The following is a 24558-nucleotide window of genomic DNA, read 5'->3' on the forward strand; positions in this document are numbered from 1 at the left end:
AGGAACGAGGAGCAACGCGGCGAACGCCGCCACCGGTCACAGCAACTAGAAGATCATCAGTGTCGTCGCCCCGGTGACGCCGGTGAGGCCGCCCGCAAGGCACTGCAGGGCGCTCGGCTGAGGCAAGACGATGACCTGGAGCAGACTATGGCCGCGAAAGCGGCCATAGGGAATGGTGCCGGTGACCTGGGTGACCACCTGGCCTGCCACAGCCGTGCTGCTGCCGCTGATGTCGGCAGTGCTGGAGTCACCCGTGTGCCGGAGGCCGGTGCCCTCGGTGTTCCAGGTGTAGGTCCGCCGGGACTTGAATCCTTCGAGGAGGTTGCTGCAGCCCGTGACGAGCGTGAACTCTTCGTGGTAGCTGCCGTTTTTGACCCCGCCGTCACGCTCATCCCCGCCCCCGCCCCCGACGCAGGACGCGAATTGCCCGTCGACCGTGACGTGAATGCGTCGTGCCCGGAGGGTGATCCCCGGCTGGTAGCTGACGGACTCGGTGCCCTCGCACTGCAGCAGTCCCGATCCCCGGGGGTGGGCGGACGCCGGAACCGGTGCGGCCGCACCGAGCAGCAAGGCAGCCACCAGGGCCCCCGCGCGCAGTTGCCTCTTACCGACCGCCACCGCGGCTCTCTTCACACTGAGGAACATGGGGCACTCCATGCCCCCGCCGTACGGCCCTCAGACCGGCGCGCCGGAGCGACGACGGACGCCAGGTGTCACGTGCCCCGCGCGCGAACCGGCCCGCACGCCTGTCCGCGCCGGCCGTGCCACGCGTACTCTCGTGCCGTCCCCTTCTGCCTCCCCCAGGGCCTGTGCCGGAGCGAGCTGGAGAGACATGGACACGCTGGAGAGCGGCGCACTGGCCGTGCCGGGCGCAAGGCTGTACTTCGAAGTGCGCGGCACCGGGCCGCCCCTGCTGCTCATCCCCGGCGGTGCCTCCGACGCCGAGGTCTTCCGGGACCTGGCCGATGACCTCGCCGCCTGCCACCGCGTCGTCACCTACGACCCGCGCGGCATCTCCCGCAGCCCCGTCGACGGACCACCGCCCGAACCGTGGCTCGACACCCAGGCCGGCGACGCCGCCCGGCTGCTCGACCACCTCACCCGGCCCGGCGACGCGGTGCAGGTGTTCGGCAGTTGCTCGGGCGCTCTGATCGCCCTGGAGCTCCTGGTCCGCGATCCGCAGACGATCCGGCTGGCCGTTGCCCACGAACCGCCCGCCATGGGGCTGTTGCCGGACGCCGCACGACATGCCGCATTCTTCGACGACGTACACGCGACGTTCCGCCGGGAAGGCGTTCCGGCAGCCCTGGACAGGCTCCGGGCCGTCTTCAGCGGAAGGCCCTCGCCGCCTCTTCCCGCAGCGACCGACAACAGCAAGTTCTTCCTCTCCCACGTGATGCTGCCCTCGACCCGCTGCGTGCCCGACGTCACCGCCCTGACGGCCGTCGCGGATCGCGTCGTCCCGGGTGGCGGACGGGCATCGCGCACCCACGACGTGCACCGGCCGGTGGCTCTCCTCGCGCAGCGGCTCGGCCGGGAACTGGCGGAGTTCCCCGGCGGGCACGCCGGCTACGCCACCCACCCCGCCCCCTTCGCCGAGCACCTCGCGGCAGTCCTGGCCGGCACCCGGCCCGCACCCGGCTGATGCACATGCGCATCCTGATGGGCGCCCAGAACTGCGGCTTCGGCCCGGCCTCCGTACTCGTCGCCGTCTCCCGGCTGCTTCCCGGGCACGAGCGGGTGTTCGTAGGGAGCGGTGTCGCGGCGGAGTTCGCCCGCCGCAACGCCACCGCCTTCGACGGGATCCACGAGCTCACTGGGCCGCGCGCGAACGGAGCAGCACTCCTGGACCGGCTGCTGGAGAGCAGCGACCAGGTCGTCTCGGTCATGGACGCCGACCTCGTCCTGCGCTCCGTCGTGGCGCGCCGCCCGGTGGTCCTGGTGGACTGCCTGTTCGGCTTCTGGCACCACCACCAGCACTCGCCGGCGCAGATCCGCGAGCTGTGCGCGACCGTCCCTCGTCACTCCTTCCCGGCAGCACACCGCCACCTGGCCCGCCTCTCGCCGCACGAGCGCATCCTCGCCGCCCATCTACTGGCCGACCACAGCGTGGTCCAGAACTTCCCCGGAGTATCCGGGCGCATGGCGGAGTTCGCGGGTGCCGGTGCCGGTGCCGGTGCCGGTGCCGGTGCCCATGCCGGGGCGGACGGCGCAATGCACCTGACCGGTCCCCTCGTCGATCTGGAAGGTCTGCGGCAGGCGAGAGAAGAGGAACCGGCAGTCGCCGGACCGGACTACGACCTGCTGATCAACGTCGGCGGCTTCAGGAACTTCCTCCTGGACTTCGAGGTCAACAACGACTACCTCCGGCTCATCGACCGCTGGATCCCGGACCTCCTCGCCGACTGGCCGCGGTTCACCCGCGTCCTGCTCTGCGGAGGCCCGTACGCCGGACGCCGCGGCGGCACCCACCGGGCATCCGGCCGCCGTGTCGACCGACGCTTCCTGCCCCAGCGCGAGCTGCTGCCGCAGGTGGCGAGAACACCGCACTCCCTCATCGCCCCCGGCCTGTCGGCGCTCCACGAAGCCACGCTCCTGGGCCGTTTGCCCTTGGGGTTCCACGAACAGCACTACGCGCACACATTCACCGTCCGGAAGCTGGTGGGAACGCTCTTCGGGGACTCGGCCGCCCGGTTCGCGGACGTCCTGCCCGGCCATGTGCTGCCCGAGGACGACTACGCCGGCACGGAGGCCCTCGTGAGCGTCGCCGGCCGGGTCCTCAAGGACGACGACCTTTACGCGAGGTTCCGCAGGACGTTCAACGAACGCATGGAGCAGTACCTCTCCCTCACACCGGAACAGCGACGCGGGGGAGTGGCGGAACTGCGCCGCGTCCTCGACGGCCCTCCCGCCCCCGCCGTGATCGCCTCGATCCTGACGGCAGACGAGTGAGGGGCCCCGACCTGCGTTCGCGGGGGTCGCAACCGCTCTGCCCGGACCTGCTTTGCCCGGACCTGCTTTGCCCGGACCTGCTCTGCCCGGCTCGGGGGCCGTCCTCATCCGGGCCTGCGGATGAGTACGGCCCCGGCGGCGAGCCGACGGTCACCGCGCACTCGTAACCGGCTCCGTCGCCTCGCGGTCGCGGAGTTACGGCACGATCGTCCAGCGCTGACGGGCGTCCTCGCTGCAGGTCTGGATCGTCACGCAGCCCGTCTCCCGTGCCGACGGCACCAGGCACAGGTGCGCGGCCTCGTTGCGGAAGCGGAGGGTGCGGTCGCCGAAGGTCTCCGCCTGCCAGCGGCCGCCCGTCCCGTCCGTCTTGCTGCCGCGGCCGGTGCAGTCGTGCAGCACGGAACGCTCGCCGGGATGGGGCTGGACGCTGTCCCCGATGTCGACGCACCGTCCGCCGCTGCGCAATCCCCTGAGCCGGACGATTGACTTCCCGGCTGCCGCCGCCGGCTGAAGCGACTGTGGGCTGGATCACGCTTGAGGTTGACCCCGGGGCAGGCTGGAGGCTCATCACATCGGCGCGACGCCGACCTGGGCACAACCGATGTGAAGGAGCAACATGTCCACCAACCTTTCCGGCCAGGGCCAGGATCGTCCGGAGCTGCAGAAGACGATCGAGGAGTTGGCCGAGTCCGGCTTCGCCGGGGTCCAGCTCCGGGTGAACGACGAGCAGGGCGAGTGGGTCGGCAGTGCCGGCGTGGGCGAGCTGGGGCAGAGCGCCAAGCCGCTGACGAACGGGTACTTCCGCATCGGCAGCAGCACCAAGAACTTCGTCGCCACCGCGGTGCTCATGCTGGTGGCCGAGGGAAAGATCGGTCTGGACGCCCCGGCCCGATGACTACCTGCCCGGGTTCGGTCTCGACCGGCGGATCACCGTGCGGATGCTGCTGCAGCACACCAGCGGGATCTTCAACCACACCGGCGAGCTCTACGAGGACGGAACGATCGTGCTGGGGGTCCCCTGGCAGGGCAAGGAGTGGGTGGACAACCGGTTCAAGACCTACCTGCCCGAAGAGCTGGTACGGCTGTCCTTGTCCAAGCCGGCGCGGTTCGCACCGGGGACGGGCTGGAGCTACGCCAACACCAACTACGTGCTGGCCCGGCTGGTGATCGAGAAGGTCACCGGCCGTTCGTTCGCCGAGGAGTTGCAGCGGCGAATCCTCGGCCCGCTGGGGATGACCGGCACCGTGGCGCCGGGCGCCTCACCGGAGATTCCCGAGCCGCACAACCACGGCTACTACCGCTACGAGGACGCCGGGCAGGAGCGGACGATCGATGTCACCCGTCAGAACCCGTCCTGGGTCGGAGCGGGTGGTGACATGATCTCGACCACTCGGGACCTGCACACGTACTTTTCCGCGCTGATGAGCGGCAAGCTCCTGCCGGCCGGGCTGCTGGCCGAGATGCGCACGCCGGAGGTAACGGCCGGCTACGGCCTGGGAGTGTTCGCACAGGAAACGGAGGACGGCCCCGTCTTCCACCACAACGGCGCCGTCATGGGCTCGGCGGCGCTGATGTACAGCACCGCCGACGGCAGCAAGACCCTCACCGCCGGGCTGACCTGGGTGGACGACGCCGACCTGTCGATAGCACCGGCATTCCGGACCGCCCAACAGCGTTTCGTCGACCAGGTGTTCTGCGGCAAGCTGAGCCGATGAGCAACGGAGTCACAATTGGGCAGGCGGCGGCATTCGTCGGCGTCACGGTGAAGACAGTGCGGCACTACCACAAGCTCGGGCTGGTCCCGGAGCCGGAACGCGACAGCTCCGGCTATCGGCGGTACGGATCCGGCGAGCTGCTGCAGCTGGTGCAGGTGCGGACGCTGGCCGCCGCAGGCGTGCCGCTGGCCGAGATCGGGCCCATGCTCGACGCCGACGCCGCGCAGTTCGGCGCCGCGCTCACGGACGTCGAGCGGCAGCTCACCGAACGCATCGATGAGCTGGTCGCCCGCCGCGAGACGCTGCACCGGCTCGCCGACAGCGACCGGTCCCTGCTGCCCGACCGCGCCTGCGCGATCCTGGACCGGATGCCCGGCCTCGGCTTCAGCCCCGACTACGTGGCCGCGCAACGCGAGGCCCTGGTACTGGCCCGGGCGCTCGTGCCGGAGGGCTTCGACGGCTTCCTGACCCAGCTCGAACACGGGCTGGACGACCCCGAGTACATCGACCTGACCAAGCGCGGCTGGGAAGCCGAGACCTGGGCAGCGGACGACCCCAGGATCGAAGAACTCGCGGCCGCCATGGCCGACCGCTACCTCGCCAACCCCGCACTACTGGGGAATGCCGCCAGCATGCAGGCATGGGCCAAGGCATCCGCCCAGTACAAGCTGATCAACAACCACCGCGGGGACCAGGCACCGATCTCAGCCCGCCTCACCGCGCTCACCGAGATCAGGCTCCGCTCCGCAGGCGTGCCCGTCCCCCACCGATGAGGCCTGAGGCCCTGGAAGTCGTGCCTCGGACCGGATCGCCGGCCTGGGCCGGATCAGCGGCACTCCGCGCAGACGTCCCCCGGACCGCCCTGCCGCCGTACCGTCTCCACCGCCGCCTCGGCGAAGGCGCGGATGCGGCCCGTGTCCGCTGCGGCCCTCCACACCAGGCCGTACTCCAGCGGGGGAGCGTCGTCGAAGGGGACGTACGCGATGTTCGGCCGGGCGTGGTACCTGACCTCGTGTGCGGCGGCCGGGTGTATCCCTCGTCCCGCCCCGACCAGGGCGAGGAGCTCCTGCCGGGTCGCTGCCCGCTCACCGCGCTCGACGGACGGCCCGTCGGAGTCGGGCGCGGCAGGAGATGGTCGAGCCAGTAGTCCGGTACGGGCCCCGAGAGGCTGAGCACCTTCTCCCCGACGAGTGGGAGCGGATGTTCGACGTCAATGTGCGGGGCCTGCTCCATGGGGTGCGTGCGGTCCTGCCCGGCATGATCGAGCGCGGCCGCGGCACGGTGATCAACGTCAGCTCGGTCGCGGGACGCAGGACCTACGCCAACCACACCGTCTGCAGCGGCAGCAAGTTCGCCACCTCGTCGGCGGTGTGCGAGAGCAGCTCCGTCTCAACGGCTCCCGGGGCGATAGTGACAACGCGGACCCCGTGGCCCGCGACCTCCTCGCGCAGCAGGGCCGCGTGTTGTCGGTCCTCCACCAGCTCGTCCGCACAGACCTCAACGGCCGGCCGCTCGGCCGGTGCCTTCTCGTCCGTGACCGTCGACGGTCGGGCCCACGGTATGTCATGAGCACGAAGGACATTCATGCGCAGGGATGTGTAACGTTCGCCCTGCGCGACTGGAGCTGACGGGGAGTGAGGAGGGGACAGTGAGCGGAATAGTGGTGCACCTGCCGCAGGGGAGCGGAGAGGCCGGCGGGGAGCCGACGGGTGGCGGCGTGACGTTACGGCTCGGCCCGGGGGAAGTGGCCCGCTTCGGCCGCGGATCCGCGAGGACGCCCGTCGAGCTGCGCCTCACCGACGCGGCGATCTCGCGGCTGGCGGGGGAGATCCGGGTGACGGACGACCACTGGCAGCTCAGCAACCACAGCACCACCCAGAGCTACCTCGTGGAGAACCCGGAAGGGGCGGGGGAGTACTTCAGGGTGCCGCCGCGGCGGGCCGGAGCCCCGATCCCCTTCGAGTTCTCGCGGATCGTCCTGCCGACCCGCCACGGCACCACCGTCTCCTTCCAGGTGTACGCACCGGACCACGTCTACCTGGACCCCGACGGCGCGGGCGGGGCCTGGGGGAGCCGCACCGTCACCGCCTACTCGCTCGACGAGACCGCCGCCTACTTCCTCGTGCTCGTCGCGCTCTGCGAACCGCGGCTGCGCGACGAGTCGCCGGTCGCCGTGCCCACTACGCCCCAGATCGTCGAACGGCTCCGGGGGCACCCCGCCTGCGGCCGTCTGACGGCCCGGGCCGTCAGCTCGCACATCGACTACCTGGCCGAGGAGAAGATGCGCATCAGCGCCCCGGCCGGAGCCGAATCGCGCAGGGAAGCCCGGCGCAACGGCAAGCGGGAGACGATCGTCGGCCTCGCACTGCGCTTCGGCCTCGTCCGCGAGGATCACCTGGCCCTGCTGCCGCCCCGGACCGGCGCGGGCGCACCGGCGCGGGATACCGCACGATGAACCGCGGGACCGAAGGAGGCAACGGTGCACGGCCCGGCCGGCGACAGCTCGGGAAGTGACGCGACGGAACTGCTCCCGCCCGGCCACGTCGTCGGCCGGTGGGAGGTCACCGCGCCGCTCGGAACCGGCGGCTGGGCGACGGTCTACGCGGGACGGCCGGTCACCGACGGACTGCGGGAGGACGTCGCACTCAAGTTCCTGCCGACCGGCGGCCTCGCCCCCAGCCAGGCCCGGAAAGTCGCCGAAACCGCCCGGCGCGAGGTCGAGTTCGGCCGCCGCACCCGCCACCCCCGGATCATCCGTCTCCTGGACTCCTTCGTGCTGAGCGAACCGGGCCGTCCGCTCCTCGACGGTGCCATCGTCCTCGTCATGGAGCGCGCCGAACACAGCCTGCGGGACCTGCTCCACGACGCCCGGGAGGACCGGACGACCACGGCCACTGCGGAGCGGCTCCTCACCGAGATCTGCGAGGGCCTGGCCCACCTGCACCGCAGCGGCTGGGTCCACGGCGACCTCAAACCGGACAACGTCCTCCTCATGCCCGACGGCTCCGTCCGGCTCTCCGACTTCGGCCTCGTCACCCAGCTCACCGACACCCACGGAACCCACGGCTACGGGCCCCCGATGGGCACCTTCGACTACCTCCCGCCCGAACGCTGGAAGGCCCCGCTCGGCGAGCACGGCGTGCAGGTCCGCCCGAGCGCCGACATCTGGGCCCTCGGCATCGTGATCCACGAGGTGTTCACCGCAGGCGCCTCCCCGTTCCCCGGCGGCACCCCCGTGGCCCGCGCGGCCGCCGCCCAGGAGTACGCCGACGGCCGGGCGCCGCTGCGCATGGACGACGCGGTGCCGCCGTTCTGGCGCGCACTGGCCGCCGACTGCCTGGCGCCGGCCCACGCCGCGCGCGCCGCGCACACCGCCGAGAGCCTGCTGGCCCGCATCGCGGAGCACCGGGCAGCTGCACCCGCAGCAAGCGGGGCCAACGGAGGCGCGGAGGAACGGGGCCCGGACGAACGAGGCCCGGACGAACGAGATCCGAGGGAACAGGACGCGGACGAACGGGGCGCGGACGAGCCCACCCCGGCACCCCCCGGCCCGCGCCGTCGGCGGAGGACCCGCGCCGCCCTGGCAGTCGTCGCCGTCTGCGGAGCGGTCGCGGCGGTCGCGTCGTACGCCCTGCTCGGCCACGGGTCCGGCCCACCGTCCCGGCCCGGCGCGCCCACCGCCGAGACAGCGTCCGGTACCGCGTACGGCGCGCCCGGCCGCATCCGCGTGTACAACGCCGAGCGGAGCTGCCAGGAGCGCACGGACCGGGACCCGCAGTGCAGCCTCGGCATGGCGATCGACCCCCGGCGGCCCTACACCATCGACAACGTCGTCCCGGTGCGGGTCTGGCACGGTGACGTCCTGGACGTCGAGTGCCGCCTCCCCAGCGGGGTGCCCATCGTCGACGAGTCGGGGACGTGGTCGGCCGAGTGGTACCGCGTCCGCCTGCCGCACGGTCCGGCGCGGGCCACCGCGTGGCTGCCCGCCGTGCGCACCAAGGACCGTCCCGCGGTGCCACAGTGCCCGCGCCTCGCCTCCGCCTTCCCCTCCGCATCCGCCCGGTGACCGGGCGCCCGGGGATCGCCGCCGAACCGCCGTCCGTGTCACTGCCCGGTCCCTCCTGACCCTTTCCGCACCCCCATCCCTACCGGGAACCGCAGGCCGCCGTCACTCCGGATCGTTCCGGATGCCGCGCCCGGAGCACCCCTGGCTACCTTGCGGGCCGTCCGGTCACACCGCCTGGTGCGGTCGGGAAGGAACGGAACGGAAGGAACGGAACAGACCCATGCGCAGCATGCGAACTCTTCTGATCGGCGGCTTCCTTGTCGCCACCTCCCTCGTCCCCGCCCCCGGCGCCCTCGCCGCCGCGGCGTCCCCCGCAGGTGCCCAGGACGCCGTCCAGACCTTCAGGAACCAGGCGACGGGCAAGTGCATGGACGACACGAACAACGGCTTCCGCACGTGGAGCTGCAACGGCAGCACCCCGCAGAAGTGGTCCGTGCACGTCTGGAACGACGGGACCCGCCAGCTGAGGAGCGCCAACACCGGCCGCTGCGTCGAGGACACCGACAACGGCTTCCGGACGGTGGGGAACTGCGGCTCCAATCCCGAGCAGAGCTGGTGGGTCAAGGTCTGGGCCGACGGCACCGTCCGCTTCCAGAACCAGGCCACCCTGCGGTGCATCGACGACAGCAACCAGGGATTCCGTACGTGGGCGTGCAACGACAGCCCGTACCAGAGCTGGTCGTGAGGACGTGAAGGCGCACACGCCTTCCTTCCCTCCTGCTCCCTCCCCCTCGCAAGACGAGTCCGACGCAAAGGAGCAAGCACGTGCATGGCAGATCTGTGCGGCGCGCGAGATCCGGAACGGCGATCCTCCTGCTCGTGACGGCCCTCTCCGCCGTCCTGACCCGTCCGGCGGGAGCGCAGGGCACCGGCGACACGCCCCTGCCCGGCCCCCTCGGCCACCCCATGACGGCCGAGGCCTTCTGCGGCGTCCCCGCCGAGCGCGACATCGCCGTGACCCGCAAGGTCTACGAGGTGGGCCAGCGCCGGAACGTCTCCGCGAAGGTGATGCTCGCCGGCTTCGAGACGGGCTGGGTCGAGTCCCACATGAACAATCTGACCTGCGGCGACCGTGACTCGCTCGGCGTCTTCCAGCAGCGCCCCTCGCAGGGCTGGGGCACCCCCGAGCAGGTCACGGACGTCGACTACGCGGCCAACAAGTTCTTCGAGGTCGCGCAGCAGATGGAGCCCGGCATGGACGGCAGCTCCGCCGGCCAGCTGGCCCAGGCCGTCCAGCGTTCCGCCTACCCGGACCGCTACGACCAGGCCGAGGCCCACGCGATCGCCATGCGCGACGAGGCGTTCCAGCCGTACGGCACGATCGGCGCCAAGTACGACAGCACGGGAGGCCCCGGCGGTCCCCTCGGCCGCCCTCTGCGCGCCGAAGAGGACGCCATGCAGGGCGGGCGCTTCCAGCTGTTCCAGAACGGGATCGTCATCTGGCATCCCGACGCGGCCTATGCGATCTACGGCGAGATTCTGAGCAAGTTCTGGGCTACGGATTCGGAGCGTCGTTGGGGTTTTCCGACGATGGACGAGGCGGATGCGGGGCGGGCGCCGGACGGGACGCGGGGCCGTTATCAGTTCTTCGAGCAGGGGTTGTTCTTGTGGTCGCCGCAGACGGGTGCGCATCCCGTGCACGGTGAGATCTACAAGGCCTTCAACGCGTCCGGTCATGAGCAGGCGCTGGGTTATCCCGTGACGGATGAGATGGACGAGGCCGGGGGCAAGGCCCAGAAGTTCCAGAAGGTCACCATCCACTGGAACCCGTCCAGGGGCACCTGGACCACCAACAACTAACGGAGGACAGCCATGAGACCGCTGATCCTTCAGCGTTTGGCGGGAGCCGTGGTGCTGGCCCTGGCGGCCGTCGCGGCCCTGCTCGGCACGGCACCGGCGGCGAGCGCGTCCGACCGGGACGGGCCCATCGGACGGGGCGAGGTGATGGACCGCGCGTGGTCGTGGGTCGCCGAGCGGGTGCCCTACAGCCAGAGCGGCTGCCACGACAACCAGTTCGGCTGCTACCGCCCGGACTGCTCGGGCTACGTGTCGATGGCCTGGAACCTGGGATCGTCCCTGACCACCTGGGCCCTGTGGAACGTCACTTCCGACATCCCCGCGAACGACCTGCAGCCCGGCGACATCCTCCTCCGCGACTCGGACGGGATCGACCACGTGGCCCTGTTCGTCCACTGGGCGGACGCGGCACACACCCAGCCCGTGGTGCGCGAGGAGTGGGACTTCGGGCAGGTGGCCGAGGAGCGCACGTGGGGCAACGGCCTCCGCGGCTTCACCCCTCGCCGGTACCAGCGCCTGGACGACCTCATGCCCTACGGCTCGATCAGGGTGAAGTACGACAGCATGGGCGGCCTGGGCAGCGTGCTCGGCGCACCGGTCACCGGCGAGCGCGACTCCATGATGGGCGGACGCTTCCAGCAGTTCCGGAACGGCATCATCATCTGGCACCCGGACGTGACCTACGCGGTCTTCGGCGAGATTCTGAGCAAGTTCTGGGCTACGGATTCGGAGCGTCGTTGGGGTTTTCCGACGATGGACGAGGCGGATGCGGGGCGGGCGCCGGACGGGACGCGGGGCCGTTATCAGTTCTTCGAGCAGGGGTTGTTCTTGTGGTCGCCGCAGACGGGTGCGCATCCCGTGCACGGTGAGATCTACAAGGCCTTCAACGCGTCCGGTCATGAGCAGGCACTCGGTTATCCCGTGACGGATGAGATGGATGAGGCCGGGGGCAAGGCCCAGAAGTTCCAGAAGGTCACCATCCACTGGAACCCGTCCAGGGGCACCTGGACCACCAACAACTAGCAACTGCAACTAGCAACAGAAAACCGGCAACTAACACCGACAACCGACAACCGACAACCGACAACCGACAACCGACAACCGGCGACGGACGAGTACCCGACCGTACGTCCCGACCACCGGTCAGGAGACCCTGTTGAGCGAGCACCGCCCCACCACCGGCAACCGTCCCACCCGCAGAAGCGTCCTGAAGGCCGTCGGAGGGCTCTCCGCGGCGATGACCCTGGGCGGCGGAGGCGTCCTCGCGGCCGCGTCGGCGGCCAGTGCGGCCGGCGACGGCCGCGGACTGCGCATCGTCGAAGCGGGCGAGTCCGACCCCCGCATGTGGTACTACCGGTTCGAAACCGCGGCGATCGGCTGGAAGCCCGCCGTCAACGTCCTGCTCCCCGACGACTACCACACCAGCGGCCGCAGGTACCCCGTCCTGTACCTGCTGCACGGCGGCGGGGGCGACTTCATCGAGTTCGACCGCCAGGTGAACGGGGGCATCCGCGCCTGGACCGCCGGCAAGCCCCTCATCGTCGTCATGCCAGACGGCGGAAAGGCCGGCTGGTACTCCAACCCGGTCAGCTCCTTCGTCGGCCCCCGGAACTGGGAGCAGTTCCACATCGAGCAGCTGGTCCCCTGGATCGACGACAACTTCCGGACGTACGCCGAGTACGACGGCCGTGCCGTCTCCGGTTTCTCGATGGGCGGCTTCGGCGCCCTGAAGTACGCGGCCAAGTACTGGGGCCACTTCGCCTCCGTGAGTTCCCACTCCGGCCCGGCCAGCCTGCGCGGCGTCGCGGGCGGGATCGCCGGCGGAGTCGTCCACTGGGCCAACGCCTCCTCCGCGGCGGCCGAACTCGGCGGGGGCATGGTCTACGGCATGCCCTGGGACCAGAACCGCGTCAGCATGGACAACCCCTGCGAGCGCGTCGAGAGCTACCGCAACAAGCGCATCTTCATGGTCGCCGGCACGAGCCCCGCGCCGACCTTCTGGGACAAGTTCAACGAGACGGGCGTGCTCGACACCCAGCGCGAGTGGCGCGGCTACCTCGACCGGGCCGGCATCCCGTACGAGTGGCACGAGGAGCCCGGCGGCCACTTCGTCCGGGAGCACCTCTTCCGGCAGGACCTCGACGGCATCATCGACCGCCTCCGCAAGGCGTAGGCACAGGTACAGCAGGTACAGAGGTAGCGACAGGGCCTTCCGGCAGCCCGGGAGGCCCTGCCCGTACCCGTCCGGTCGATCGGACTCACACGGCAGCGGCTCTCAGCCGCCGCGCCGTATCCGGGCCGCCTGACGGGCCTCGGCGAGCTTGCGGGCCTCGTCGGCCTTGCGGGACTTGCCGCCGCCGCGGCGGGAGGTGTCCTTGCTGGTGCCCAGGCCACGGAACGGGGTGTTGGTGTTCTTGGCCCGGGGCGCGGCAGGACCGCCGTCGAGGGGGTTGCCGGAGGGAGCCTTCGCCCCGGTGATCCGGCTCAGCTCCGCTTCGCCCGACCGCACCTTCGTGATCGCCGGCTGGATGCCTGCTCCGGCCATCAGCTGACTCATCTCGCGGCGCTGCCCCGGAAGCACCAGCGTGACGACCCGGCCGGACTCGCCGGCCCGGGCCGTGCGGCCCGCGCGGTGCAGATAGTCCTTGGGGTCGGTGGGCGGGTCGACGTTGACCACGAGATCGAGATCGTCGACGTGCAGACCACGGGCCGCCACGTTGGTCGCCACCAGGGCGGTGACCCCGCCGTTCTTGAACTGCGCAAGGGTCCGCGTGCGCTGCGGCTGGGATTTGCCGCTGTGCAGGGCGGCGGCGTGCACTCCGCTGGCCCGCAGGTGCCGGGTGAGCTGGTCGACGGCGTGCTTGGTGTCCAGGAACAGCAGCACGCGGCCGTCGCGGGCGGCGATCTCCGTGGTGACGGCGTACCGGTCGGGGCCGTGGACGATCAGCACATGGTGGTCCATCGTCGTGACCGCGCCCGCGGAGGGGTCGACCGAGTGGACGACGGGGTCGTGGAGGTAGCGGTGGACCAGGTCGTCGACGTCGCGGTCCAGAGTGGCCGAGAACAGCATCCGCTGGCCGTCGTGGTGCACCTGGTCGAGCACCTCGGTGACCTGCGGCAGGAAGCCCATGTCGCACATCTGGTCGGCCTCGTCGAGGACAGTGATCCGCACCCGGCCCAGGCGGCAGGCCTTGCGCGCGACGAGGTCGTGCAGGCGGCCGGGCGTGGCGATGACGACCTCGGCCCCGTCGCGCAGCGCCGCGGTCTGCCGGCCGATCGACATGCCACCGACGACCGTGGCCATCCGCAGCCCGAGCGCGTCCGCATACGGCGCGAGCGCCTCGGTGACCTGCTGGGCCAGCTCCCGGGTGGGCACCAGGACCAGAGCGAGGGGCTGCTTCGGATCCGCCCGCCGCCCGGCCGTCCGTGCGAGCAGCGGCAGGCCGAAGGCGAGCGTCTTGCCCGATCCGGTGCGCCCGCGCCCCAGGACGTCGCGTCCCGCGAGGGCGCTGGGCAGGGTGGCCGCCTGAATCGGGAAGGGCTCGCGCAGGCCCAGCCGGGTGAGCGTGCGCAGCACCTCGGCCGGCAGTTCCAGGCCGGCGAAAGAGGCGACCGGGGATGCTGCGGGGGAGAGGTCGCCGGGGGACGTGGCGGGACGGTCCGGGTGGTTCACGAAGAGCCTTCCGCAGGGAAACGTACCGAGGAAGGCACGGCAGGGACGAGGAGCCGGCCGACGGACAAGGAAATCCGGACGGCCGCATCGCCGGCTGCCACGGCCGTTCAAACGTTTAAGATTAACACACGGTGACGGCCCGCCTCTCCCACCGTGGCCCCGGGCATGCCCGCCCGCCCTCAGCCGCCCGCCCGGACCCGCCCACAGGCCGCGTTCACCGTCAACCGGGCCATGCTCCTGACCCGCGAACTGCGCACCCACCGGGAACTGCCCCCCGCGCCCTTTCAGCAGGCCCGCCTCGCCACCCTCACCCGTGACTGGGCCGCGTTGCGCGCGGCCTGGCGCAGTGGGTAGGCGCAGTCTGCAGCGCTGGGACGGGGCAACTCCGCGCCCTCAGGACTCCGCGTATTTGCTGCCCAGGTCGCTGTTCCGGAACGCGGCATTGTCGTTGACACCGATGACGTAGCCGTCGGGGTCGCGGAAGCAGAAGACGCGCTGCCCTGTGTGTTCCGTCAAGAGGCCTTTGACGATCTCGGTGCGCTCGGAGACCGTGGCGAGGAATCCGGACGTCCTCATGCCGGGCCGGTGACGCCTTTGTGCACCACAGGCGCCGCACGCGCACGCCCACCGGTGCCGTACCGGTGACGCTCGGGCCGTGAGGCCGGGCTCACCCGGGTGTGCCCGAATGGGACCCGGGCGGGCCCGGGGATGCCCCGGAGGATTTGACCCTCCCCTTACGTCAGGCTTGAGGCTGCATTTCGACGAAAGGGCAGGTGGATGAGCTACTCCGTGGGGCAAGTGTCGGCTTTTGCCGGAGTGACGGTGCGCACGCTGCACCACTACGACAAGGCCGGGCTGCTCTCGCCCAGCGAGCGCAGCCACGCCGGCTACCGGCTCTACAACGACGCCGACCTGGCACGCCTCCAGCAGATCCTCTTCTACCGCGAGCTCGGCTTCCCCCTCGACGAAATCGCCGCGATCTTCCAGGAGCCACAGGCGAACGCCGTGGAGCACCTGCGAGCCCGCCAGCGGCAGCTGAGCGAGGAGATCGCCAGGCTGCAGCGGCTGGCCGAGGTGGCGGAACGCGCCATAGAGGTCCAGCAGACCGGTGTGTCCCTGACTCCCCAGGAACGCTTCGAGGTCTTCGGCGAGATCACCTTCGACCTGAGCTACGCCACACAGGCGGAGCAGAAGTGGGCGCATTCGGAAGGTCAACGCGAGGCGATGGCGCGCGCTGCTGCCCACACCAAGGACGACTGGCGGCAGCTCATGGGCGAAGCCGCCGCCTGGCGCGCGGAGCTGCTCGCGGCCTTCGACGAGGGCGAGCCGAGCAACGGCGAGCGGGCCATGGACCTCGCCGAAGAACACCGCCTGCACATCTCTCGCTGGTTCACCTCCTGCCCGCCCGACATGCACAGGCGCATCGCGGACGACTTCACAGCCGACCCGCGCGCCTTCGCCCTGGTCGTACCGCCCTCACAGCAACGCCCGGGCCTGGCCGCCTACACGTGCAAGGCGGTCCACGCCAACGCCGCCCGCCACGCCGGCGGCCCCACCGACTCCGAGGAGCACCGATGAGGATCCTGATCGCCGCGGCCGGATCGCGCGGCGACGTCGCGCCCTACACGGGCCTGGGCGCCGCACTGCGCCGGGCCGGACACGACGTCGCCCTCGCCGCCACGGACGCCTACGCGCCACTCGTACGCGCCGCCGGGCTGGAGTTCCGCAGCCTCCCCGGCGACACCCGGGCGCGCGGCGACGTCAGGGACAGACGGGAGCTGATGCGCACCGCCGCCAGGTTCATCACCGAACTGGGCCGGGGATTCGCCGACGCGGTGGACCACGGCACCGACCTGCTCCTGCTGTCGGCCACCACGGCCCCGCTCGGCTGGCACCTCACCGAGGCCACGGGCACAGCGAGCCTCGGCGCGTACCTCCAGCCCACCGCGCCGACCGGTGACTTCCCGCCCGTCGTCACGGGCTCCCGCTCACTGGGCCGCCTCGCCAACCGCGCGACCGGACGCTTCGCCCTCCGCATGGCCGACCGCGTCTTCGAGCAGGCGGTCACGGAGCTGCGCCGCCGTCTCCAGCTGCCCCCGCTCTCCCCCTCCGCGATGCGCCGGCGGCAGGAACAGGCGAACTGGCCCGTCCTGCACGGCTTCAGCACGGCACTGGTGCCCCGCCCCGCCGACTGGCGCCCGGGCCTGGAGGTCGTGGGCACCTGGTGGCCCCACCACGATGCGGCCGGCCGGCTGCCCGCGGACCTGGAGGACTTCCTCCGCGCCGGCCCCCGGCCCGTCCTCATCGGCTTCGGGAGCATGGCGGCGGGGGAGGGGGAACGGCTCAGCGAGATCGCCGTACGGGCCCTGCGCCGCGCCGGGCTGCGCGGCATCCTCCAGACCGGCAGCGCCGGGCTCGCGGCCGGCGGCGACGACGTGCTCACCATCGGCGACGTACCGCACGCCCTGCTGTTCCCGCGCCTGGCTGCGGTGGTCCACCACGCCGGGGCCGGAACCTCGGCCGCCGCGTTGCGCGCCGGCGTGCCGGCCGTCACCGTACCGGTGACCGCCGACCAGCCGTTCTGGGCGAAACGCCTCGCCGCCCTCGGCGCCGCCACCGACCCGATCCCCTTCGGATCCCTCACGGCCGAACGGCTCGCCGACGCACTCGGCCGGGCGGTGAAGCAGCAGGCACACACGCGGGCGGCCGCGAGAGCGGCGCAGCACATGGCGACCGAGGACGGAGCCGCCCGGACCCTCAAGGCCATCGAGCAGCTGACGAAAGGCTGACGGCGACGCGTTCCCCGCGGCTCCCGGCATCAGCTCCTGCGGCCGGACCGGGAACGCGGCGGACGAGAACGCGGCCGACGCCGTACCCTCGATGGACGATGTACGGCCGTTCGATGAACGACGTACAGCGGTGCCGAGCCGGCCACCAGCAGGCCGTTGCGGAAGGGTAGAGCCACCGTGCCGTTGACCAATCCCCCGGATGACGGGCGACCGGAGCTGATCGTACTGGTCGGCCTCCAGGCATCGGGCAAGTCCACCTTCTACGCCCGGACCTTCGCCGGTACGCACGCGCACGTGAGCAAGGACCTCTTCCCCCGGGCCAAGCACCGGCAGCGCCGCCAGATGCGGCTGGTAGAGGAGGCCCTGGCCGAGGGCGTGCCGGTGGTGGTGGACAACACCAACCCCTCGCCGCACGAATGGGCACCCCTCATCGCGGCCGGCCGCGCGCATGGCGCCCGCGTGGTCGCCTGCTGGTTCCCGCCCGACGTCACGGGCGCCCTCGCCCGCAACGCCGCACGCGAGGGCCCCGAGCGCGTGCCCGACGTCGGCATGTACGCGACGCTGAAACGGCTCCGCAGGCCCCGGCGGTCCGACGGCTTCGACGCGGTGTACGAGGTCCGGTTCGACGGCGAGGGCGGGTTCCTGGTGGACCCCGCGGAGGATCCCGGGCCGGGCAACGAGCCCACCTGGGGCCTCGACATGCCCCCATGGCCCGCCCCCACCCCCGGCACGGAGCCCCGGCCGCTCGCCGTCTTCGACCTGGACGGCACACTGGCCGACGTCCGCCACCGCCTGCACCACTTGGACAGCCGGCCGCGCGACTGGGACGCCTTCTTCGCCGCCGCAGGACAGGATCCCCCGCTCGCCGAGGGAGTCGCCTTGCTCGCGGCCGCCGCCCAGCGCTGCGAGGTGGCCTACGTGACCGGCCGCCCGGAACACTGCCGCCGGGACACCCTCGACTGGCTCGCCCGGCACGGCCTGCCCGAGGGCTTGCTCTTCATGCGCAACCGGGGCGACCGCCGGCCGGCCAGGATCTGCAAGCCGGAACTGCTGCGCAGACTCGCCCGCGACCGCGTCGTCGCAGTGGTGGTCGACGACGACCGCCAGGTGTGCGACGCCTACGAAGCCGAAGGATTCCAGGTGCTGCGGGCCACCTGGACGGACACGCAACCTCTCCTGGAACAGGCCCAGGAAAGAGAGGGCCGCACATGAGCGCCCACACACCGGCCCGGTCCCTCCCGCAATGATCCAGCGTCGTAACGCCGTTGCACACCGGGCGAGCGCGCGACGGTCCGTACGCCGAAGAACGTGTTCAGCCAGCGCTTCTCACCGGCTCGGGAGGGAGCACAGGCCTCGTCAGTGGTCCGTTTGACGAGGGTCCTGCGCCTGTGTCGCCGTCCCGACGGTGAAGGTTTCACGGCACAGGGCCGTGTCCACGACGCGCTCGACACGCTTCATGGCCGCCTTGTCGGACGGCTGGACGGTCACCGCGACGTTGGCCGCGCGGCCGTCGTCGGTGACGCCGCCCCGCGTCTCGTATCCCGGGAAGCTGCCGCCGTGGCCCCAGGCGACGCCGCCGCACGACAACGGGATGCTCACGAGCCCCAGGCCGTAGCGGGCACCGGTGGCGAAGGGGTGTCCGGCGGGGACGGTCGTGCGCATTTGGGCGAGCTGGGCCGGCGGGAGGAGGCGGCCGGCCAGGAGCGCGGTGAAGAACCGGTTGAGGTCGGAATTGGTGGAGATCACCTGGCCTGCCGCCCAGCCCCAGGAGGGGTCGATTTCCGTAACATCGCGCAGGGGCGCGCCTGCCGAATCCTGGTAGTAGCCCTTGGGATGGGGCTCTCGGATCGTCGCGTCGCCGGGACCGGGGAAGTACGTGTGGCGCAGCCCGGCGCGTTTGATGACGCGCCGGTCCATCTCCTCGGCGAGTGGGCGGCCGGTGACCTTCTGGATGATCAGGCCGGCCAGCACGTAGTTCGTGTTGCTGTACTCCCACTTCGCCCCGGGGGCGAAGCGAGCCTCGTGCCGGAGAGCGATGCCGAGGAGCTCGCGGGGTTCGAAATACCGGACGTCGTCGCCCAAGTACTTGCTGTAGTCGGGAAGTCCGCTGGTGTGTTGCAGGAGCTGACGGACGGTGATGTGCCGCCCGTCGATCCCCTTCCCGTGGACGAGGCCGGGCAGATAGGTGTCGACTTTGGCGTCCAGACCGATCTTCCCTTCGGCGACCAGCTGCAGCACGACCACCGCCGTGAACGTCTTGGTGTTGCTGCCGATCCGCACCTGACCGTCGACCGGCACCGCGGAGCCGGTGGCCAGGTCGCCCACCCCTGCCGTGTAGGTACGGGTGCGGCCTTTGCGGTCCTTGACGCTCGCCAGCGCGCCCGGCAGGCCGTCGGCGCGCACCAGCGCGTTCAGGCCCTGCCGGACGGTGTCGACGGTATCGACGGTGCCGGCGGTATCCGGTCCGGCTGCGGCAAACGCCGCAGGCGGCGCCAGGACACCCAAGGCCATGGCGCCGAGGGCCACCGTGGTCGCGACCCGCGCGGCGCGTGCTCCGCGTCGGCGGTCCTGCTGCCGCCCGGACGAACGGGACTCCTGCCATGCCTGCTCACACACGATCCAACTCCTGGGGGAGACATCGGGAAACCGGCGGTATCCGCCGGGCCCAACGATTCCGCTTGCTGCCGCCCGGGGCGATCCTGCCACCCGCCTGCTCCGGGTAGGGCTAACCCCCTGTTCACCCGGGCAACGGAGAACAAGACCACAGTGGCGACCTCCGAAGTCACGGATGTTCGCGGACGCGGACGCACAGGGCTCCTTCTTCTGCCACCCTCTGGTGTCCATGAAGTTCATGGCTTCCGCGAACGGGCGCAACGCCGCACGGTGTCCACTACGTTTGGTATGCGTTGTCCTTGGCATCCTGTTTGCCGTGGCCGGGTGCGGCGGCGGACATCCGCCCAGCGGTAGCGAGACAGCCGAGCCGAAGGCACCCCCCGGGTCCTTCTCGCAGGATCCCACCGCGACGTTTCAGGGTGCTTGGCCTTCCCCGGATGCCCGGCACGATCCGGCCGACGTCGTGGCGTTGGGCGCACGCCTCGCGTATGCCTACGACCGGAACGACTCCGGCATCACCGCCTTCCGGCTGGACGACGGTGACATCGCCTGGCACGCGACCGGCCCGGAGGGCGGCTCCGTCGCACAGGCGCCCCGCCTCACGGGTCATACGGTGATCGGAGCCTTCGCCACCACGAAGAGCGGTGCAGGAACGTACGCCGACCGGCACGGCATCAGCGTCGTCGCCATGGAGGCCCGCACCGGCAGGATCCTCTGGACGCGTGACATCACCACGGACAGCGGCTCCGACTCCGGCGCGAACACCGCCGCCGTACCCCATGTGGTGGGTGCCGACGCCCGGCACGTCCTCGTCGCCTCCTACGAGGAGGGCTTTTCGGAAACGTCGCCGCTTTCCGTCCTGCTCGATACGCGTACGGGCCGGGTCATCTGGACCGACGACGACTTCAAGGCAGTGGATCTGGAGGAGTCAGTGGCCGTCGGTGTCCGCGACGACGGTGACTTGGCGGGAAAGTCGACCTCCGACGGCAGGCAGCAGTGGAGGAAGGACCTGCAGTTCGGCGAGACCAGGGCGACGGATCCCGGCCCGGGGCTGACCCTTGCCGACGGGACCGCCGCCGACGGGACCCTGCTCATCGACGCCGCGACGGGCGCGACCCGTCTGGACTCCGGTGACACATCGCTGCCCGACTGCCACTACGACGGGTGGAAGACGACGATCTGCACCGGAGCCGACGGATCCGGCAACGCTGCCGTATGGGCGGTGGACGTCCGCACCTCGCACGTCCTGTGGCGTCTGCCCGACGCATCCACGAACCGCGTCGCACCCGAGATCACCTCGGCATGGCACGGGATCGTCTACGCCCGGGCCGCTCAGGCCATGACCCTTGACGCCCGTACGGGCAAAGACCTCCGTACGGGCATCGGCCACGTCTCGCCCACCATGGTCAACGACGGCTACGGCCTGGTCTACGACGACTCGGCCCGAGCGATCGACGTCTACCGCGCCGCCGGCGCATCGGCATCCGCTTCCGGCTGAGCACCTGCCGGCCCGGCACACCGTCAGCCCTGAGCCGAGCGGGGCCACACCAAGGCGATCGAGGTGCGGCCCCGGACTCCTCGCGTCGTGCCACCCGGCTCATACCGCGCCGGCCGGCAGGAGGTCGCTCAGGAGACCAGGATCTGCTCCTCCAACTCGGTCAGCCTCACGGTGCACAGGCCGCCCCGCTCGACCGTCACGTCCTCCACCTTGAGCTGCGTACCGGGCAGGAGGATGTACTCCTCCTCACCGGTGAACGCCGAGAAGCGCTGGATGCCCACGGCCCGGGCGGGCCGGACCTCGAAGAGCGTCCGCTTGCCGCGGCTGCCGAGGAACGCCCGTGCCACGCCGAGCTTGGGCGTGCAGGACGAGACGCCCCACCAGGTCACTGTCCGGCCGACCGGGTACTGCGCGCGCAGGTCCAGCCCCACCCCGCGCCACAAAGGCTCCGTACGGGCGGGAAGGCCCGACACCGCCGAGAACAGCAGCCGCAGGTACGGGAGGTACGGGACGACCTTGGACCGGTCCGGGGAGCGCAGAATGGCGTTGATCTCGCGATAGAACGCGGACTGGCAGGTGTAGAGGTAGAGGGCGGCGATCGCGTCGGCGGACAGTCCGCCGGTCGTGGCCGGGTCGTCCGCCAGGCTCCTGCCGAATGCGTGGGACACGCCGACGTGCCGGTCGAGACCGGAGAGCAGTTCGGCGACCGGTCCGACGGCCTCGCGGAAGTCCATGAGCGGGGTGTCGTACACACCGGTGATCGCGGGGAGGGCGAGGCCCTCTTCCTTAACGGCTGCGAGCCGCTCGAGATAGAGCTGGTGCAGCTCCATGGTGGACGTGATGAACGCGCCCATGCGTTCGGCGACGCCGCCGTCCGCCCCGCCGTCCTCCTCCGCGAGCTGGTCCCACCCCTTGCTCGGCAGCCAGTCGATCTGATCGGCACCCAGCGACGCGAGGGCTTCGTTCACCACTCCGAAGTGGTCGCCTTCGCAGAAGACGTCGCCCTGGGCCGCGGGGTTGGGGTGGTCGATGTGCCGGACCTCGACCGCGGGGTACTGCTCCTGGAGCCGGAGGACGACCTTCTTGAGGCTGCGCGCGTGAGCTCCCCACCAGGCGAAGACGACGCTGCGGTCCTCCTCGCCGGCGTCCTGCTTGGCCTTGAGGATCTCCTCGACGATCCGCTCGGCGACCGGACGCCAGAACGCGGTGTGCCGGTCGGCATCGGTGCCCCTTCCCCCGGCGCTGCTGGCGGTCAGCGCCGTGTTCAGCAGCAGCACGCCCTGCGTGAGCATCGCCTGGAACCACTCCGGCGGCCGGACGGTGTCCTGCTCCTTCAACAGGGCCCGGACGTCGGCGATCGGGGTCTTCTTGGGTATGCCGTACTTCCACATCGCCGCCGCCTTGATGATGCAGCGGATGCTGACGACCCTGCCGAACTGGCTGTCCTTCCAGTCGTGGAAGGTGTTGTCGAACATCGCGATGCCCGTGGCGCTTTCCGGCCGCGGGTACGGATTCTGACCGAAGACGACGACCTTCCACTTGTGGGGTGGATTGGGCTTGAGCGCCTGGAAGGTCAGTTCACGGACGGGGACGATTTCCTGGCCGCGGCCCGAACCGATGAACGCGGCCGCTTCCGGCTGCGCTTCGATAACCGGCTTCAGCAAGGGAAGCCACGGTTCGCCGCCGCCCGTGAAGAGCTCGGCGAGGGAAAGCGGGTCATTTGCGTCGGGCTCGGCCGGGGTGGGGGCATCGCTCATCGTGAAGGGACTCCGAATATCAAAACGTGCTGATAGGGCATGCTCGGCAAGAGTGGTGAAAGCGCCATGCGGGCGGCTGAATGCGGCGACAAGCGCCTGAAACGCCGCTTCGGGCCTGTCTCGTGGAAACTGGCGGCAGGCTAGCACCGGGTCAGGACACTGGCAATCGTGACACTACGTCACGAACCGCAGGTAGGAGCGGCGTTGTCAGTGGGGCACGGTAACGTCATGAGCGCTGGAACGACCGTGTTCCCGATGGGAGTGGACTATGACCGTAACCCGTGTGCAGCCGCCGCTCAGGGTGGTGCTGACCGATATCAACACGAAGGTGGTGGAGGCGTGGCGAGCGGCGTTCGCCGACACCCCCGGGATCGAGATCCGCAAGGGTTCGATCCTCGATGAGGAGGTCGACGCCTGGGTTTCTCCGACCAACTCCCGCGGCCGGATGGACGGTGGTGTCGACGCGGCTGTCAAGCGGTATCTCGGGGCGGGTATCCAATTGCGCGTGCAGCGGGCGATACGCGACCAGTTCGAAGGGAAACTCCCGGTGGGCAGTGCGGTATGCGTATCGTCCGGGGCGGTCAATCCAAAATTCCTGATCTCGACGCCCACGATGGAATACTCCGCGCAGAACGTGAGCGAGACCCTGAACGTGGCCCTGGCGTGCGCCGCCGCGTTCCAGGCGATCCACCGGCAGAACGAACACGCGCCGGGCAGCATCGCGTCCGTGGCCCTGGTCGGCATGGGCGCCCAAACCGGCCGGGTGCCGGCCCGGGTCTGCGCCAACCTGATGTGGACGGGCTACACGCTGTTCAACGACTACCGCTTCGACGACTACGACGACCTGCGCAGCACGATCACCGCCCAGCTGGACGACATCGAGAACGCACCCGAAGAAAAGCCCGTGCGCATCGCACCGCCCAAGCGCGCCACCCCCCGCCGCTGACCGAGGCCCGGCGCGGGGCCCGGCCGGGGCCGGGCCCTTGTCAGCGGCGCCGGGCTCCCTGTCAGTGGCACCGAGCCCCCTGTCAGTGGCACCGGGCGCGCATCTGTTTGATTACATGGACACGGCAGTCCGAAAACCCGAGAATCATCCTCATGACGTCTCCTGAGTTCCGTACGCGCGTGACACGGCCTTCCGAGGCCGACCGGGAGCGGGCCCTGGCGATCCTGCGCGACGGCACCGGCGACGGCAGGCTCTCTCACGACACGTTCATGCGCCGCATGGACCTCGTCCTCACCGCCCGCACCAGCGCCGAGATCGAGCTGGCCATGGCCGACCTCCCCGCCCGCGGGCGGTTCTCGGACTTCGTCCTGCGGGTGGTGGGCCGCCTGTCATCGTTCGGGGCCGCCGTGCGCGGAGCGTGGCGGGGTGCACGGCTCCCCGGACTCCGGCTCCCCGAGTCCGGCACGAAGCCGCTGACCATCGGCCGTGCCCCGGTGTCCGACCTGCGACTCGAGAACGACACGGTCTCCCGCCGCCACGCGGAACTGCGCTGGATCGACCACGGCTGGCGCCTGACGGACCTGGGCTCCCGCAACGGCACGTACGTCAACGGCCTGCGCATCGCCGGCTCCGTGCGCGTCGGCCCCGGTGACCAAGTCGCCTTCGGTGACCTCGGCTTCCGCCTGTCGGTCTGACGGGCGGGCCGACCGGGCAGCAGGCCGGCTGCGAGCCGGTAGACCGGCAGCAGACCG

General features: G+C 70.9%; 23 protein-coding genes and 3 pseudogenes. 19 read left to right on the plus strand and 7 right to left on the minus strand.

Translation table 11 applies throughout. From position 1 onward, the window contains the following. Positions 1–45: 45 nt before the first annotated feature. Complete coding sequence (locus ACFZCD_RS11150; protein ID WP_391829532.1) at positions 46–645, minus strand: hypothetical protein; 600 nt, start codon at positions 643–645, stop codon at positions 46–48. A 187-nt stretch (positions 646–832) separates the two neighbouring features. Between ACFZCD_RS11150 and ACFZCD_RS11155 the strand changes: the two genes are divergently transcribed. Then, entirely contained in the window at positions 833–1645 is an 813-nt protein-coding gene (locus ACFZCD_RS11155) for an alpha/beta fold hydrolase (RefSeq protein ID WP_391829533.1), read from the plus strand. 5 nt (positions 1646–1650) lie between these two features. Continuing rightward, entirely contained in the window at positions 1651–2952 is a 1302-nt protein-coding gene (locus tag ACFZCD_RS11160; protein WP_391829534.1) for a hypothetical protein, read from the plus strand. A gap of 195 nt (positions 2953–3147) precedes the next feature. On the opposite strand, the gene ACFZCD_RS11165 is transcribed toward ACFZCD_RS11160, so the two are convergent. After that, on the minus strand, positions 3148–3435 hold the full coding sequence (locus tag ACFZCD_RS11165; protein ID WP_391829630.1) for a ricin-type beta-trefoil lectin domain protein: 288 nt from the start codon (positions 3433–3435) through the stop codon (positions 3148–3150). Positions 3436–3568: 133 nt separating this feature from the next. On the opposite strand from ACFZCD_RS11165, the pseudogene ACFZCD_RS11170 reads away from it, so the two are divergent. The 3 genes and pseudogenes from ACFZCD_RS11170 to ACFZCD_RS11180 all read left to right on the plus strand — a co-directional run. Next, positions 3569–4667, plus strand: a pseudogene (locus ACFZCD_RS11170) (serine hydrolase domain-containing protein). Next, entirely contained in the window at positions 4664–5440 is a 777-nt protein-coding gene (locus tag ACFZCD_RS11175) for a MerR family transcriptional regulator (RefSeq protein WP_391829535.1), read from the plus strand. The pseudogene ACFZCD_RS11170 and the gene ACFZCD_RS11175 overlap by 4 nt, the downstream one beginning before the upstream one ends. A gap of 427 nt (positions 5441–5867) precedes the next feature. Then, positions 5868–5975, plus strand: a pseudogene (locus ACFZCD_RS11180) (SDR family NAD(P)-dependent oxidoreductase); the annotation flags it as partial. Between the two features lie 8 nt (positions 5976–5983). Here the strand turns inward: ACFZCD_RS11180 and ACFZCD_RS11185 are convergent. Then, entirely contained in the window at positions 5984–6253 is a 270-nt protein-coding gene (locus ACFZCD_RS11185; protein ID WP_391829636.1) for a hypothetical protein, read from the minus strand. A gap of 62 nt (positions 6254–6315) precedes the next feature. Between ACFZCD_RS11185 and ACFZCD_RS11190 the strand changes: the two genes are divergently transcribed. The 6 genes from ACFZCD_RS11190 (at position 6316) to ACFZCD_RS11215 (ending at position 12703) form a co-directional block, all read left to right on the plus strand. Beyond that, on the plus strand, positions 6316–7122 hold the full coding sequence (locus tag ACFZCD_RS11190) for a serine/threonine protein kinase (protein WP_391829536.1): 807 nt from the start codon (positions 6316–6318) through the stop codon (positions 7120–7122). 24 nt (positions 7123–7146) lie between these two features. Further along, positions 7147–8733 (plus strand): serine/threonine-protein kinase, encoded by a 1587-nt coding sequence (locus ACFZCD_RS11195; RefSeq protein WP_391829537.1) that lies wholly within the window; start codon positions 7147–7149, stop codon positions 8731–8733. 220 nt (positions 8734–8953) lie between these two features. Next, positions 8954–9418 (plus strand): RICIN domain-containing protein, encoded by a 465-nt coding sequence (locus ACFZCD_RS11200; protein ID WP_391829538.1) that lies wholly within the window; start codon positions 8954–8956, stop codon positions 9416–9418. Between the two features lie 80 nt (positions 9419–9498). Then, positions 9499–10533 carry an LGFP repeat-containing protein gene (locus ACFZCD_RS11205; protein WP_391829539.1) on the plus strand — a complete coding sequence of 345 codons (1035 nt, stop codon included), beginning with the start codon at positions 9499–9501 and terminating at the stop codon, positions 10531–10533. A gap of 12 nt (positions 10534–10545) precedes the next feature. Then, positions 10546–11553 (plus strand): hypothetical protein, encoded by a 1008-nt coding sequence (locus ACFZCD_RS11210; protein WP_391829540.1) that lies wholly within the window; start codon positions 10546–10548, stop codon positions 11551–11553. Between the two features lie 214 nt (positions 11554–11767). Next, positions 11768–12703, plus strand: coding sequence for an alpha/beta hydrolase (locus ACFZCD_RS11215; protein WP_391829631.1), 936 nt, complete (start codon positions 11768–11770; stop codon positions 12701–12703). 102 nt (positions 12704–12805) lie between these two features. Here ACFZCD_RS11215 and ACFZCD_RS11220 read toward each other — a convergent pair whose 3' ends face one another. Further along, on the minus strand, positions 12806–14203 hold the full coding sequence (locus tag ACFZCD_RS11220; protein ID WP_391829541.1) for a DEAD/DEAH box helicase: 1398 nt from the start codon (positions 14201–14203) through the stop codon (positions 12806–12808). A gap of 165 nt (positions 14204–14368) precedes the next feature. Here ACFZCD_RS11220 and ACFZCD_RS11225 point away from each other — a divergent pair, with 165 nt between their 5' ends. Further along, on the plus strand, positions 14369–14557 hold the full coding sequence (locus tag ACFZCD_RS11225) for a hypothetical protein (RefSeq protein WP_391829542.1): 189 nt from the start codon (positions 14369–14371) through the stop codon (positions 14555–14557). A gap of 39 nt (positions 14558–14596) precedes the next feature. Here the strand turns inward: ACFZCD_RS11225 and ACFZCD_RS11230 are convergent, their stop codons facing one another. After that, positions 14597–14779 carry a VOC family protein gene (locus ACFZCD_RS11230; RefSeq protein ID WP_391829543.1) on the minus strand — a complete coding sequence of 61 codons (183 nt, stop codon included), beginning with the start codon at positions 14777–14779 and terminating at the stop codon, positions 14597–14599. Between the two features lie 201 nt (positions 14780–14980). On the opposite strand from ACFZCD_RS11230, the gene ACFZCD_RS11235 reads away from it, so the two are divergent. The 4 genes and pseudogenes from ACFZCD_RS11235 to ACFZCD_RS11250 all read left to right on the plus strand — a co-directional run bounded on the left by ACFZCD_RS11235 (position 14981) and on the right by ACFZCD_RS11250 (position 18204). Continuing rightward, positions 14981–15781 carry a MerR family transcriptional regulator gene (locus ACFZCD_RS11235; protein WP_391829544.1) on the plus strand — a complete coding sequence of 267 codons (801 nt, stop codon included), beginning with the start codon at positions 14981–14983 and terminating at the stop codon, positions 15779–15781. Further along, entirely contained in the window at positions 15778–16992 is a 1215-nt protein-coding gene (locus ACFZCD_RS11240) for a glycosyltransferase (protein WP_391829545.1), read from the plus strand. Before ACFZCD_RS11235 ends, ACFZCD_RS11240 begins: the two co-directional genes overlap by 4 nt. A gap of 177 nt (positions 16993–17169) precedes the next feature. Further along, positions 17170–17475, plus strand: a pseudogene (locus ACFZCD_RS11245) (AAA family ATPase); the annotation flags it as partial. A gap of 216 nt (positions 17476–17691) precedes the next feature. Continuing rightward, positions 17692–18204 carry a hypothetical protein gene (locus ACFZCD_RS11250; RefSeq protein WP_391829632.1) on the plus strand — a complete coding sequence of 171 codons (513 nt, stop codon included), beginning with the start codon at positions 17692–17694 and terminating at the stop codon, positions 18202–18204. A 144-nt stretch (positions 18205–18348) separates the two neighbouring features. Here the strand turns inward: ACFZCD_RS11250 and ACFZCD_RS11255 are convergent, their stop codons facing one another. Then, positions 18349–19608 carry a serine hydrolase domain-containing protein gene (locus ACFZCD_RS11255; protein WP_391829546.1) on the minus strand — a complete coding sequence of 420 codons (1260 nt, stop codon included), beginning with the start codon at positions 19606–19608 and terminating at the stop codon, positions 18349–18351. Between the two features lie 460 nt (positions 19609–20068). Between ACFZCD_RS11255 and ACFZCD_RS11260 the strand changes: the two genes are divergently transcribed. After that, complete coding sequence (locus ACFZCD_RS11260; RefSeq protein WP_391829547.1) at positions 20069–21103, plus strand: PQQ-binding-like beta-propeller repeat protein; 1035 nt, start codon at positions 20069–20071, stop codon at positions 21101–21103. Between the two features lie 128 nt (positions 21104–21231). On the opposite strand, the gene ACFZCD_RS11265 is transcribed toward ACFZCD_RS11260, so the two are convergent. Then, positions 21232–22860 carry an ADP-ribosyltransferase domain-containing protein gene (locus ACFZCD_RS11265; RefSeq protein WP_391829548.1) on the minus strand — a complete coding sequence of 543 codons (1629 nt, stop codon included), beginning with the start codon at positions 22858–22860 and terminating at the stop codon, positions 21232–21234. 268 nt (positions 22861–23128) lie between these two features. Between ACFZCD_RS11265 and ACFZCD_RS11270 the strand changes: the two genes are divergently transcribed. After that, on the plus strand, positions 23129–23806 hold the full coding sequence (locus ACFZCD_RS11270) for a macro domain-containing protein (RefSeq protein ID WP_391829549.1): 678 nt from the start codon (positions 23129–23131) through the stop codon (positions 23804–23806). Between the two features lie 152 nt (positions 23807–23958). Beyond that, complete coding sequence (locus ACFZCD_RS11275; RefSeq protein WP_391829550.1) at positions 23959–24501, plus strand: FHA domain-containing protein; 543 nt, start codon at positions 23959–23961, stop codon at positions 24499–24501. The last annotated feature ends 57 nt before the right edge of the window (positions 24502–24558 follow it).

The sequence above is a fragment of the Streptomyces sp. NPDC008001 genome (assembly GCF_042958085.1).
GTDB lineage: Bacteria > Actinomycetota > Actinomycetes > Streptomycetales > Streptomycetaceae > Streptomyces.

Coding starts and splice junctions, on each gene's coding strand:
- ACFZCD_RS11265 (WP_391829548.1), bottom strand. CDS start 22,860: ATGAGCGATGCCCCCACCCCGGCCGAGCCCGACGCAAATGACCCGCTT.
- ACFZCD_RS11215 (WP_391829631.1), top strand. CDS start 11,768: ATGACCCTGGGCGGCGGAGGCGTCCTCGCGGCCGCGTCGGCGGCCAGT.
- ACFZCD_RS11175 (WP_391829535.1), top strand. CDS start 4,664: ATGAGCAACGGAGTCACAATTGGGCAGGCGGCGGCATTCGTCGGCGTC.
- ACFZCD_RS11275 (WP_391829550.1), top strand. CDS start 23,959: ATGACGTCTCCTGAGTTCCGTACGCGCGTGACACGGCCTTCCGAGGCC.
- ACFZCD_RS11160 (WP_391829534.1), top strand. CDS start 1,651: ATGCGCATCCTGATGGGCGCCCAGAACTGCGGCTTCGGCCCGGCCTCC.
- ACFZCD_RS11185 (WP_391829636.1), bottom strand. CDS start 6,253: ATGAATGTCCTTCGTGCTCATGACATACCGTGGGCCCGACCGTCGACG.
- ACFZCD_RS11240 (WP_391829545.1), top strand. CDS start 15,778: ATGAGGATCCTGATCGCCGCGGCCGGATCGCGCGGCGACGTCGCGCCC.
- ACFZCD_RS11225 (WP_391829542.1), top strand. CDS start 14,369: ATGCCCGCCCGCCCTCAGCCGCCCGCCCGGACCCGCCCACAGGCCGCG.
- ACFZCD_RS11200 (WP_391829538.1), top strand. CDS start 8,954: ATGCGCAGCATGCGAACTCTTCTGATCGGCGGCTTCCTTGTCGCCACC.
- ACFZCD_RS11210 (WP_391829540.1), top strand. CDS start 10,546: ATGAGACCGCTGATCCTTCAGCGTTTGGCGGGAGCCGTGGTGCTGGCC.
- ACFZCD_RS11235 (WP_391829544.1), top strand. CDS start 14,981: ATGAGCTACTCCGTGGGGCAAGTGTCGGCTTTTGCCGGAGTGACGGTG.
- ACFZCD_RS11155 (WP_391829533.1), top strand. CDS start 833: ATGGACACGCTGGAGAGCGGCGCACTGGCCGTGCCGGGCGCAAGGCTG.
- ACFZCD_RS11150 (WP_391829532.1), bottom strand. CDS start 645: ATGTTCCTCAGTGTGAAGAGAGCCGCGGTGGCGGTCGGTAAGAGGCAA.
- ACFZCD_RS11270 (WP_391829549.1), top strand. CDS start 23,129: ATGACCGTAACCCGTGTGCAGCCGCCGCTCAGGGTGGTGCTGACCGAT.
- ACFZCD_RS11230 (WP_391829543.1), bottom strand. CDS start 14,779: ATGAGGACGTCCGGATTCCTCGCCACGGTCTCCGAGCGCACCGAGATC.
- ACFZCD_RS11250 (WP_391829632.1), top strand. CDS start 17,692: ATGCCCCCATGGCCCGCCCCCACCCCCGGCACGGAGCCCCGGCCGCTC.